This is a genomic window from Enterobacter sp. E20 (genome assembly GCF_000801755.2).
GTDB classification, from domain to species: Bacteria; Pseudomonadota; Gammaproteobacteria; order Enterobacterales; family Enterobacteriaceae; genus Enterobacter; species Enterobacter asburiae_B.
This window is the reverse complement of record NZ_CP012999.1, coordinates 1,744,440-1,756,737: the sequence shown is the minus strand read 5'-3', so window position 1 is coordinate 1,756,737 and position 12,298 is coordinate 1,744,440. Positions and strand designations below refer to the sequence as shown.

Below are 12,298 nucleotides of genomic sequence, written 5' to 3'. Positions count from 1 at the left end.
TACGCTACATTTCACACACCCTGATTAATCAGGCTTAACAATTGCTGTATTCGTGCACGCTTCGAAAGCAGATATTTTGGCTATGTCTCAAAAAATGAGACACTAGCAAAACAGGACGTTTGAACACAGGAAAGACATGACCCAGTTACCAAAATTTACTGCCGCCCTTTTGCATCCCCGCTATTGGTTGACCTGGCTTGGCATCGGCTTTTTATGGCTTCTGGTACAGCTTCCCTACCCTGTTATTTTTCGGTTGGGTAAATTTCTGGGCCGTTTCGCGCAACTGTTTATGAAGCGTCGCGCCAGAATTGCGTACCGCAATCTTGAGCTGTGTTTTCCGCAGATGAGCGAGTCAGAGCGTCACGATATGGTCGCGAAGAATTTCGAATCCGTCGGGATGGGGCTTATGGAGACCGGTATGGCGTGGTTCTGGCCGGACAAACGCATGGCCCGCTGGAGCGAGGTGACGGGAACCGGCATGGAGCCTGTGCATACGCTTCAGGCCAATCAGACGGGCGTTTTGCTGATCGGCGTCCATTTCCTGACGCTGGAAATCGGGGCGCGCATGTTCGGCATGCAGGCGCCGGGCATTGGCGTTTATCGTCCTAACGATAACCCGGTCATCGATTTAATCCAGACCAGCGGCCGCATGCGCTCCAACAAAAGCATGATCGACCGTAAGGATCTGAAGGGGATGATCCGCGCGCTGAAATCCGGTGAAGTGGTCTGGTATGCCCCCGACCACGACTATGGCCCACAGGCCAGCGTATTTGTTCCCTTCTTCGCCGTTGAAGAGGCCGCCACAACGACCGGTACCTGGATGCTGGCGCGCATGTCCAAAGCCGCCATCGTGCCTTTTGTTCCCCGCCGTAAGCCGGATGGTTCAGGCTACGAGCTGATGATGCTGGAGCCGGAACTCGCGCCGCCGCTCGACGATGCGGAAACCACCGCACGCTGGATGAACAGCGTTGTGGAGAAGTGCATCATGCTGGCGCCCGAGCAGTACATGTGGCTGCACCGCCGTTTTAAAACGCGGCCACAAGGCACGCCGTCCCGCTATTAATCCCCATGCGGTCTTCAGGGCCGCATGCCGTTTTAGCTTTAAAAGCTCCTCGTCATTGCGGCAATCATAACCCAGGCGCATAATTAGCAGGCTTATTACTTTATGCTTCAGGTGCTCTGCACCTCATTATGCGGATAGTTATGTCACCCTCAGATGCCCCCATAAACTGGAAGCGTAACCTCACGGTTGCGTGGCTTGGCTGTTTTCTTACCGGCGCGGCCTTTAGCCTGGTCATGCCCTTCCTGCCGCTCTACGTCGAACAGCTTGGCGTGACGGGCCACAGCGCGCTCAATATGTGGTCCGGTCTGGTATTCAGCATCACGTTTCTCTTTTCCGCGATGGCCTCGCCCTTCTGGGGCGGCCTTGCCGACCGCAAGGGACGTAAAATCATGCTGCTGCGTTCGGCGCTGGGGATGGCCATTATCATGGCGCTGATGGGCGTGGCGCAGAACGTCTGGCAGTTTCTGATCCTGCGCGCGCTGCTGGGCCTGCTGGGAGGATTTATTCCCAACGCGAATGCCCTGATAGCCACGCAAATTCCCCGCCATAAGAGCGGCTGGGCGCTAGGAACACTCTCCACCGGCGGCGTGAGCGGTGCTCTGCTGGGACCGCTGGCCGGCGGATTACTGGCGGATAACTACGGCCTGCGGCCGGTCTTCTTTATCACCGCCAGCGTGTTGTTCCTGTGCTTTATCGTCACCCTGCTCTGTATCCGGGAAAACTTCACGCCTGTCGCCAAAAAAGAGATGCTCCACGCCAGAGAGGTGCTGACCTCGCTCAAAAATCCCAGACTGGTGCTGAGCCTGTTCGTGACGACAATGATTATCCAGGTGGCTACCGGGTCGATTGCCCCTATTCTGACGCTGTACGTTCGCGATCTGGCGGGTAACGTCAGCAATATTGCGTTCATCAGCGGGCTGATTGCCTCCGTGCCCGGCGTGGCGGCGCTGCTGAGCGCCCCGAGGCTGGGTAAACTGGGAGACCGCGTTGGTCCCGAGAAAATCCTGATCTGCGCGCTGGTCATTTCCGTCCTGCTGCTTATCCCGATGTCGATGGTGCAAACGCCATGGCAGCTGGGCGTCCTGCGCTTTTTACTGGGTGCCGCCGACGGCGCGTTGCTGCCCGCCGTACAGACCCTGCTGGTCTACAACTCCACGAACCAGATCGCCGGGCGTATTTTCAGCTATAACCAGTCATTCCGCGATATCGGTAACGTCACCGGACCGCTGCTCGGGGCCGGGATCTCCGCCAGCTTCGGTTTTCGCGCCGTCTTTATCGTGACGGCGGGCATCGTGCTGTTCAATGCCATTTATTCATGGTTCAGTTTATCCCGCGCGCTGCGGCCCGTGACGGAATAAGACGAACGCCTGACGGCTTATTTTCGTATTCATACTTGCAGAATCTTATATTCAGCTATTCTTTCCCTGAAACCTTCTGGAAAACAGGGAGACACCAATGACCATGTACGCCACGCTGGAAGCAGCGTAAAGTAAAAAACATCATAAATTTGTACCGTCATAATCCACACAAACGCTCTCACAGATTACCTTCGTACCGTTCCATTCGTCCTTGTAGATACTGGTATCAATCCCTACCCCAGGTCGAAACGTGTACCCTGTATCATTAACAAACTTCTGGTACTTGTCTGTCTGTACTGTAGCGTCATAGTACGTATGGCCTGAGTACTTAAACCCTGCTGAACCTTGCGGTACGATCCATGCCCCATATGAAGCAAAATTCGAAGCATGTTCAATTACCTTGTATTCGAATTCTGAGCCTGTATAACGGCCTGTGTACGCTTCTGAGGTATTGATCTTGCCGAATGGTGGATTGCCATAGGCAACCTCATAGAAACGGTCTGGGGTGTACTGGAGAGCGTCACCAATGATCCATTCTGCCTCTGGTAGTACCCTCTTCCCGATCATTACGTACTCTGGATTGAGTTCAACACAGGTAATGTGTGCTGGGTTGTTTCTCAAGTACTGGTAATAGCTGAGGCGACCGATACCCGCACATAGTTCGATACACTGACCAGTACAACCAGCATCAAGTATGAAATCCCATGCGAGCATTTCAGGTGTGAAGAAAGCACCAGTAGCCCCTATACCATCGCCTTTGTAGTTGTTGAAGATAAACTCTTTATCGTTTTGAGTTAGTTGCTTATCTGAGTGGATGAGATCCATTACTTGAATGTGTAATGCTGATTCCTTTTTTGTAATTCTTGCCATAAAATACCCTTGTACAATTGTTGTACGGGTATTTAGGGGATTTGACATGATTGAAGAACAATTCGAACGTGACTACCCGAAAGACTGTACACTGATAACACCTAAAAATAATTCTGAGCATTTTATGATTCTGTACAAATACATAGACCATGCATCATTAAATCGATTTTTCAAAGATGGATACATCTCTATAAAATTCACACCGCATAGTGAGTTTAATGATCCTTTCGAAAGTTATGGATATGCACTTGATGATGAATCAATTGAATCATTAACTATGAGGTATGTGATCGATCAAAACCTTGCTTGCCTATGCCTTGCTAAAAATCCTCTCAATGTATTGATGTGGTCACATTACGCAGATAAACATCAGGGTTTTGTTGTAGCAATCGACACTCAAAGAGCAGGATTCGATGATGAAGAAAAATGCCTGATTACAGCTTCGAAAGGTGATATTAACTATCTAGAGAACCGAATAAAAAGCAAACTAAAAATCAGTCGAGAAGATATCTATGACACTGATATTATAAGTAAATTACTGCTTACTAAATCATTGCATTGGCAGTATGAAGAAGAAGTCAGGATAATAAAAAAGAAAGAGTCATTACAAAATCATGACTCTGTTTTAATTGATAAAATAGTTGATCTAAAATCGGTAACAGGTATTTATATTGGAATCAACAACAAGGGATTTGATAATATTATTAAAAATAACAGTACATTAGAGGAATTGATTTTAAAAAAGACAGTGCAGTTATATAAGTGTGAATTCAAGAAAAGCACATGGGATCTCACCATAGAAGATTATGAATACACCCCATACCCTCATGCTATGCAGAGAATGGATGTATTTGATTCTGTAGAGAGGGTTTTAAGAGCTATGGAACGTAATCATATAGGTGATTAAGATTATCTGTGTCGATTACGATGTCATCAATGTCCGCTTTTTGGCACAGAGCGGACTGACGGCTTAGGTTAAGCCCTATGCAGCAACAGTACCAGTTCAAGTTTGAGCTAATACATTTAAATGGGGTTAAAATTCTCCATTTAATATGGAATCACTCAATATCAAAATAACCATTAACTTGTTTTGAAAAGTTTTTGAAGTACTCATACTTAGCATCTAACAATCTTTGCTCATGTTTGATTGTTATCATGTACTCTAAGTACTCACGCTTACCTTTAACTATATCATTCTGATCTTCATTCTCGATACTAAGTATAATAAACTCAATTGTATCCAAAGCAGATTTAGTTGTTTGAAGTAAATCGCCAAAAGCTATATTATTAAATTCCTCATCATAAGCCAGCAATTCGATTTTAAATTTCCAACCAAGCTTTTCAATATACAAAAGATTATCTTCAAGTTCACTTCTTAAATGATAGAGTGAGTTGAGTTTATTTTTAAACTGATGAACCTTTTCTATACTTGGTAAATGCTCCTTCCCTCTTTGTGGTAATGCGGAAATGAAAATGCTATAAAAATCCAGTCGAACATAGAGATCAGAATACACATTGGAGATATCTCTATAATTATTCAGAACGATTTTCTTTGATAACTGATAAGCATCCTCATGCATTTTTTGTCTTTGCCAATTCTTTGCTATCCAAAAACCACCAATTGCCGCCCCAGCCATAAAAACATTACATAAGGCTGAAATCCAATCTGTAATTTTTATTCCAGATATATATTCAGGACAGGATTTATATATAATAAAAAAGACAAAAAACACTGATACAAAAATTACTATTTTTAAGTTGGAAGACATTTTAGCAATCTACTCCATAAAAATTAACACACAAAGAATAAAGTAACCTTTATAGTATTGCAAGCATTTACGCCAGGAAACCATTTATAACAAAAGAACAATATAAAACCATAAAAAAAGCCCCGATTGGGGCTTTAACTTTAGTTACCACTAAGTAACAAAACGATGATTCTGATAATGTCAGATAGTGGGAAAGAGAATAAAACAATACCAAAGTAATCTAAGATAGGTACTAAGATATAGTTATACACAAGAATGAAAGTACACGCATAACCTAAGAATGATCTCCAGCCTCTACCAGCTTTGATCTCTTCACGGTTTGTTTCCTGTGCTTCATTCGTTTTTTCTGTCTCAAGTTCGTCTTTTGACTTAGCAACTTCGGTTTTATTCTTACTAAAAAGGCTAATCCCTGATTTGATAAGGTCAATGATAATACTTAACATATTTTATCCTTGTATTTGGCAAACACAAGAAACTACGCGATGACCTTTAAAGATGTGGTTGTAAGATAATAGTACCTTTACTTCTACTTGTTTTTTTAGTAGTTCAACCATCAATACATCATCTTCATTTACTTTAGGTGTTGTATGATGATGGAAGCTATATACGACTAAATCACCTTTTGTTTTATCTACTTTCTTTTTTATGAGCTTACTACCAGATAGTGCTTTATCATATGGTAATGTAACACTTACAGGTTGTATTGTCTGAAAAGAAAAATCTGTTAGTACAGAATGATCATAACATGGGAAATTTTCTAAGTTATCCATCTTACTTCCTCCAACGGTAATCAAACGTACCGCGTAATGTTCTTAATTGTTCTATTACTTGCTTCTCGGTTTCATCATAGAAATCAAACAATGGTTTTCTACCAACGGAACCATAGTAACCAATCACCCTCTGTTCACGTGCTAGTTTAGGATTGCGTTTAGAGGATTTCTTGGTAGTGTCGATTAAGTACGTATTACCATTCTTACTCTTCACCTTTTTGTATTTATTACTCTTAGATCTAGAACGTAGTTGTGTAATGTTGCCCTGTTTCGTTAACTTAGCATTCTGGTAAGGTATGATCTTACTTTCATTAACATGCTTATATACTGGATCAAGAATGTACTTCAAATATGATGCTTGATTAGGTAATAGGATGATTTGGTTAACTGTCTTGAACTCATTTATCTTTCTAAAGTTAAAGTACATACTCTTTCCAGTAAACGCGACACCACCACCCGCTACATCATTATCAATCTTTCTTTGAATGTGCTGTGTAACAATACGCATACGGCTACTTAATTCTTTTTTAAATTCTTGTCCTATCTTTGGGCTATTCTTGTTTATGAATCGCTTCATATCATTAGGACTATTACTGTTTCTCCAAGCCATATCAATTCCTTAATTGAGTATTTCATATAATGATTGAAGGATTCCACGAATACGTACAGCATCTTTCCCACTCGGTAATCTTGCCTTATGCATTACGGCAAGGTTTAGATTACCCGTTTTTAGTCCTTCATTTATGATTAATGCTGTTTCTACAAAAAGTGTTTCTTTCATCGAAGGGAAAGCCCACAAGATGGTACGAGTATAATTCAACCCTTCTTCAATCTTGGAATTAACTATTTTTGAACTTGAACTATACTCACGCCATCCGTTTTCTATTGAATTATCTTTTAGTTTCTTAATATCCTTAACTCTCTTGTACATCTGTTTGCTGCCTATGTAGCTTGTGTTATCTTCAAATTGGAACAAGTACACGAATCCTACATAACTTCCGTTTGTTAATTCCTTCTCGCTCCAATCTTCGTTGTATTGCCATGCTTCCATATAAATACCTTATAAAAATTATCATAAGGTATTTATTCAATGGATATAAAAACACGACTCATAGATTATGAGGGTTCACGAGCATATCAAATACGTATGGGGTACTTTAGAAACAACAAGTATTATCCATATAAAGATAGTGAAGGATTCTTAACCGTAGGATACGGACATAAGGTACTACCAAACGAGAATTTCAATAATGGTATTAATGAGATTGAAGTACTTCGACTACTTGATAAAGATATAGCCATAGCAACAAGCCAGCTAAGTAAACTAAACCTAACCATTCCTAAAGATTGGCAAGACTTCATGATCATCATGATTTTTCAACTTGGCCTATCTGGAACGATGAAGTTTAAAAAGATGATTCAAGCACTACGTGATGCCAACTACACGGAAGCAATCAAACAAGCAAAAGATAGTTTATGGTATCGTCAGACACCAAATAGAGTTAATGCGATGATCGCACAACTAACTAATAAGTAAAAAAAGGGATAGTATCAATTACGGTACTATCCCTTTTTAATTACTGCTTTGATTGTTCAAGAATAGTAATAATCCTTTCAAGTTTGATATCCAATTCGTGAATTTGAATTTCAAGGTTTCGCAAGGTTTCTTTCATCTTGTCTTGTTCGTCGCTTAGACGTGTAATGTTACTATCTTGTACCGCAATGGTAGTTTCAAGGTAGGATACACGACTTAATAAATCAGTAGTATCCTTTGTATTGTCACGGAAGATAGAATATAAAACGCCTAACCCACTAATAACCAGAGCAAGAAGTGTCCCAATATCCATTAAGAATTTCCCTATATTATATATTTTGGTAATAGTATTTATTACGCATTATATAAAGGTTGATCCCCCGCTCGATATATAAACGCATTCAATAATGAAGGTACATTAAGTGAAGCTAAACCAGAACGCGATGTAGTACACATAACATAGATATAATTCCACTTGCCACGACCAACAGCAGGTACATAGATACCATTGATTGGGAAAGTATATGGTGTGTTATGTCCATTGTTACCAGCATCAACGAAAGCTAAGTTTGTTAAACCAATGCCATCACCACCCATACGAATATAGAAGTACTGACGCTCAAATGAAGTAAGTGTGATAGTCATATTACTATCAAGGATACGATCGAAATCTTCACCACGTATACGCAACGCTACATAGTGTTGGTAAGCTACTGGATCATTAGCGGCCTGACCACCTGATACAGTATGTGAACCGAAAATAAACGGCACTGATGCTATACCTGTAGACTGAGGACGGCAAATGTCACCTACGATACGTGAGGCACTTAGAGTACCAAGAATGTTACAGTTTTCATTGATAGTAACGTTGTTGAGTACTCCGCTGTTCGCAAAAATCGTACCGCGAATAGTAGCGTTACCAAAGTTGGCTGTACCGTTCTTGTTAATCATCCAACCGTTCGTACCATCCCAATTACTGGATTGTATCTGCTGGCTGATCTTCGCTGAGTCAATTTCACCATTCATGATATGTGCATTACGAATAGCGGCATTGGCAATCTTCGTGTTGTCTATTGCGGCATCCTGAATTTTCGCACGTGAAACGGAAAGGTTATTGATCATAGCCTCATTGATGCTCGCTGATGCTATCACCGCTGAGTTGATGTAAGTCTTACCACCCTGAACCACAAACGGATAAACCCTGTCTGATAGTTTGGCACTGTCCGTACTGATAACACTAAAGCGATCCGCCATTACGGTAAACACTGATGTTTTTTCATCTGCGGCTAAAGCAATGCCCGTTACGTTACCGTTGTTTGATACCTGTAGCTGCCAGCGTGAACCAAGTTCATCTACGATCTGTTTCTCAACAATGCCAGTAGCCGTATCACTGTTAAGTAGGCCATCAATAACATCTTCGTTCAATTTGCTGTAAGGAACCTTCGTGTTCTGGTTAAAACCGATAGTAGGCGACCATACCAATTCATCCTGTCCGAACACGTCATAGGCTGCTACTCGTGCGAACCATGAACCATCTTCAATACCAAACGATGCTGAATAACGGTTAGCACTGCTAAAGTACTTCGACCCTGAGCTAAAACCCTCATCAAGTGCGATTTGCAGAACGATTCCCGCATAATCCGGTACGTTTGATTCAGTCCAGTCAATGAACACGGAATCATAACCACTCTTCAAATTTACACCTAACAACTGTGGATGTTGTGGGTTACTAACTTCAATCTGAACTTCTTCACTATAGATACCAGTACCCCAACCATGAGCGATGATCCCAAACACACGGTAACGGCTAAGGCCATCACTGGTATTCATTGAATATGAGTACGTCCAGTTGCTTGTAGTGGTGTAGTACGATGTGATGTAGTTCCTGTATCGGTCATACACACGAATTTCATAATGTTTGAAGAAATCAGCAAATGTTTTACCATTTACGGCTATGTTAGCCTGATCATCCCAACGTAAAATAAAATCTTGAGCATAAGTCTGGTTTAAACCTACATCATCATTCACCATATCAAGGTTAGTAATCTTCGGTAATGCGAATATAACTTGTGGTGTTTGATTATAGATAGCTACTAAATCCGATGAATAACCTAATGTGTTATACGCCTCAATAGCAAAATCGTACTGTACCCCATATAGAAGATTTAATATCTCAAAACTTGTAGAGTACTGCCCTACGTTACCAATGCTGATCCAAACACTGGAATCACTGCGTTTATAACGAATCTTATAACCACGTACAGTTGTATCCTGACTAAGATCCCATGTTAATAGAACGGTGTTACCTGATGCCGTTGCCCCTAAACGTTGAGCCTGTAGGTTACTTGGCGGTTCTACGTATGTTGGGTTAGGTAGATTGGTCAATCCATCTTGTGGGAATTGTCCCGGATCTTTTCCTTGATATATACCATCATCATATGAAATCGCGGTGATCTGGATAATGCCTGCTTTATCTACGGTCATTGGTACAGTACGTTGAATACATCTGTACTTTTTATTACTAAATCCAGCTTCTTTAAAATCAATTGTAAACACATCATATACTTTCATATCTGTTACATAGGTATTGAAAGTAATCGTGTTCGTAATGTACTTAGATTTTAGCAATTCAATGTTACTAAGAATAGCAAGCTGATTTTTATCCTGTAACCAAAGATAGTTTAAATCCTTCTTGATAATATAACCATCTTTAGCAATGGATGCGTTACTAATGGCATCACTTGGATAACGGATAATATCTTGTGAATAGTCATTACCTGGGTTTGTATAGGTACTGTCCATTGTATTAAAATAGTCAGACTTAGAACCCGTTGTGATATTCACACTGCCAATAATATTTGTTTCATCAAAATGTACACTTGGAATATCTGGAGCATCAACGGTTAGATAGTACTTACCGTTTGATTCATAAAGTACACCACCAAATGTTTGTAGAATATTTTCAATGTTTTCCTTAAAGGATTTATCATATTGAATATTACCATTGGAATAGAAATGATTCTGAGCACAATAGTTTGCCATATTACGGAAACTGGTAATATCAATATCATTAGGATCAAGCCCAAAACCAAATTCTGTATTAGTGATAAAGTCATATAGTTGGCTTGGTGGGTTTGAACTTGGTTTACGTACATTATCAGTTAAGTCATAGATCATACGTCCACGCATTTCTACCGATAATGTATAGTTCTGGTTCGTTAGAATCCCATCAATCAATGAATCATTGGTTTTCTTGATTACGGAACAGATCTGTACAAGACCATCACCACGCATGTTGTCAGTCCATTGACTACCGCCATATTGACGGGCAAGCGTCATAGAACCACCGTAGGACGGCTTACCGAAACGTATCTCAATCTGTAAGTATTTGCGGTACTTCTCAATCATCATTGAGGTAGGCACGATCCCCTCTGTGGTGATGTACGCACCATCCATGAGTACCGGAGCATTATCAAAAAAGATCTGCTTGATTACGCCTTGTGATTGTTCCCCTGGTACTTGCCCGATTTCACCGATACTGATCGCGTGAACCGTACATAACTGATTTGAAGTACCTTTATAGACGTTCTGCCATACGACGATAGAGCCTAACTTGTTATAAGCTACCTCTGTTGCGTTGCGGTTAGAACCGCCGTATGAAATCGGTATTCCAGTACTTGGTGATGTTGATCGGGCATTGTTACTACCCGTACTCGGATACGTTACCCCCATTTGGCCTACATTCATCATCTGTGATGAACTAATGTAAGATAGTGCTGCTGTACCAATACCTATAGCTACTACTGCTGCTAAAGCTAAACCTGCTGCGTATGCTGCTGCCGCTGCTGATGCCCCTGCGATAATAGCTACGGCAACTGCTGCTACTGCCATAGTTATTCCCCTTTAAATCTGTATATTTTGTCTTTTTCATTTGGGATATATTGAGAAACGATATAGTTAGATTTATCTTCTGATAAAATTACTACTTTCCCACGCCAATAAACTGTACTGTGACCTGATGAAATGATGATATCCCCATCAAGTGGTTCAGTTACTAATTGGCCTTTTTCTTTACACAATAGATGTAGAGTAGAATAACTACAGTTTGCTTTTGCGTATTTTCTACCTGCTGTTGGTGTTGTGTATTTCTGGTAGATTTCATCACGGTATTTACTACCGGTGATCATATCAATTACTGTTAGCACCATGATATGACAATCATTAGTACCGTACACTAAAGGTTCACCAACTAAACTACTTAGGTACTCTGTTATAAATCCGTTTTTCATTATTTCTTACTACTCTTCCAGAATTGTTCTGAACTATTTAGTATTCCTATTAGGTCAAAGAACTTATCACCAGTGTGTAATGATTGGTGTACTGATGTACTTGATAACAGGCGTTGTGTTTGGTCTAACTTCTTCCACAATGAATTTAGATTTACTGTTGTTTCATTTGTGGTATTACCTGCTGTGTTGTTAAAGTCTGAACTAAAGTAATCAATGTAACCACTAAACATACGATAGGCATATAAAATACCTCCTGTAGCTGGGTTAACAATTCCCATCCAGATATTAACTTTTGCATCATTCCACAATCCACGTAACGCCATAGATAGATAATCCTGGCTTACATTACTTACTTTTAAAGAAGTACCGTTATTATTAATTTGGTTCTTTTCTACATAGTTAGCAAATGATGAATCAAGGAAATCAGGTACAGACTTATAGTTAATCCCATTATAGTTTTGATCGGCAATGGCATCAGTTAGATATATGTTACTTCCGGTAGGTGGAAGTACATCTATTAGCTTTACCATAACACCACATTGATATAGTTCTTTTTCTGTTAGTACGGTTTTGTTATCGCCTCGTGTAAGGTTCCAGTACGCGACAAGATCCGCATTAGTTAGTACATTACTTGGAATAGACATA

Annotated in this window: 14 protein-coding genes; 4 read left to right on the top strand and 10 right to left on the bottom strand. The window is 40.9% G+C overall.

The window, feature by feature from the left end:
* The first annotated feature begins 136 nt into the window (after positions 1 to 136).
* Positions 137 to 1,063 carry a Kdo(2)-lipid IV(A) acyltransferase gene (locus tag NI40_RS08250; protein ID WP_039261861.1) on the top strand — a complete coding sequence of 309 codons (927 nt, stop codon included), beginning with the start codon at positions 137 to 139 and terminating at the stop codon, positions 1,061 to 1,063.
* A 140-nt stretch (positions 1,064 to 1,203) separates the two neighbouring features.
* A complete protein-coding gene (gene mdtG, locus NI40_RS08245) occupies positions 1,204 to 2,421 on the top strand; it encodes a multidrug efflux MFS transporter MdtG (protein WP_039261860.1) in 1,218 nt (405 codons plus the stop codon).
* 141 nt (positions 2,422 to 2,562) lie between these two features.
* Here mdtG and NI40_RS08240 read toward each other — a convergent pair whose 3' ends face one another.
* Positions 2,563 to 3,291 (bottom strand): methyltransferase, encoded by a 729-nt coding sequence (locus NI40_RS08240; protein WP_039261859.1) that lies wholly within the window; start codon positions 3,289 to 3,291, stop codon positions 2,563 to 2,565.
* 46 nt (positions 3,292 to 3,337) lie between these two features.
* Between NI40_RS08240 and NI40_RS08235 the strand changes: the two genes are divergently transcribed.
* On the top strand, positions 3,338 to 4,198 hold the full coding sequence (locus NI40_RS08235; protein ID WP_236918800.1) for a DUF2971 domain-containing protein: 861 nt from the start codon (positions 3,338 to 3,340) through the stop codon (positions 4,196 to 4,198).
* A 151-nt stretch (positions 4,199 to 4,349) separates the two neighbouring features.
* Here the strand turns inward: NI40_RS08235 and NI40_RS08230 are convergent, their stop codons facing one another.
* The 5 genes from NI40_RS08230 to NI40_RS08215 all read right to left on the bottom strand — a co-directional run bounded on the left by NI40_RS08230 (position 4,350) and on the right by NI40_RS08215 (position 6,881).
* Positions 4,350 to 5,060 (bottom strand): hypothetical protein, encoded by a 711-nt coding sequence (locus NI40_RS08230; protein ID WP_039261856.1) that lies wholly within the window; start codon positions 5,058 to 5,060, stop codon positions 4,350 to 4,352.
* 140 nt (positions 5,061 to 5,200) lie between these two features.
* On the bottom strand, positions 5,201 to 5,503 hold the full coding sequence (locus NI40_RS08225; protein WP_039261854.1) for a hypothetical protein: 303 nt from the start codon (positions 5,501 to 5,503) through the stop codon (positions 5,201 to 5,203).
* A gap of 3 nt (positions 5,504 to 5,506) precedes the next feature.
* Entirely contained in the window at positions 5,507 to 5,830 is a 324-nt protein-coding gene (locus NI40_RS23860; RefSeq protein WP_139152907.1) for a hypothetical protein, read from the bottom strand.
* A gap of 1 nt (position 5,831) precedes the next feature.
* On the bottom strand, positions 5,832 to 6,440 hold the full coding sequence (locus tag NI40_RS08220) for a hypothetical protein (protein ID WP_039261852.1): 609 nt from the start codon (positions 6,438 to 6,440) through the stop codon (positions 5,832 to 5,834).
* Between the two features lie 9 nt (positions 6,441 to 6,449).
* Positions 6,450 to 6,881, bottom strand: a complete 432-nt coding sequence (locus tag NI40_RS08215) for a hypothetical protein (RefSeq protein WP_039261849.1) — start codon at positions 6,879 to 6,881, stop codon at positions 6,450 to 6,452.
* Positions 6,882 to 6,920: 39 nt separating this feature from the next.
* Here NI40_RS08215 and NI40_RS08210 point away from each other — a divergent pair, with 39 nt between their 5' ends.
* Positions 6,921 to 7,367, top strand: a complete 447-nt coding sequence (locus NI40_RS08210) for a glycoside hydrolase family protein (protein ID WP_039261846.1) — start codon at positions 6,921 to 6,923, stop codon at positions 7,365 to 7,367.
* Between the two features lie 40 nt (positions 7,368 to 7,407).
* Here the strand turns inward: NI40_RS08210 and NI40_RS08205 are convergent, their stop codons facing one another.
* From NI40_RS08205 to NI40_RS23850, 4 genes are read right to left on the bottom strand one after another with little or no spacing between them, the layout of a single operon-like run.
* Positions 7,408 to 7,677, bottom strand: a complete 270-nt coding sequence (locus tag NI40_RS08205) for a hypothetical protein (RefSeq protein WP_039261844.1) — start codon at positions 7,675 to 7,677, stop codon at positions 7,408 to 7,410.
* A gap of 41 nt (positions 7,678 to 7,718) precedes the next feature.
* A complete protein-coding gene (locus tag NI40_RS08200; protein WP_039261843.1) occupies positions 7,719 to 11,255 on the bottom strand; it encodes a phage tail tip fiber protein in 3,537 nt (1,178 codons plus the stop codon).
* 2 nt (positions 11,256 to 11,257) lie between these two features.
* Entirely contained in the window at positions 11,258 to 11,653 is a 396-nt protein-coding gene (locus NI40_RS23855; RefSeq protein WP_139152906.1) for a DUF6950 family protein, read from the bottom strand.
* Positions 11,653 to 12,297, bottom strand: a complete 645-nt coding sequence (locus tag NI40_RS23850; RefSeq protein ID WP_050597010.1) for a hypothetical protein — start codon at positions 12,295 to 12,297, stop codon at positions 11,653 to 11,655. The genes NI40_RS23855 and NI40_RS23850 overlap by 1 nt, the downstream gene beginning before the upstream one ends.
* Between the last annotated feature and the right edge of the window lies 1 nt (position 12,298).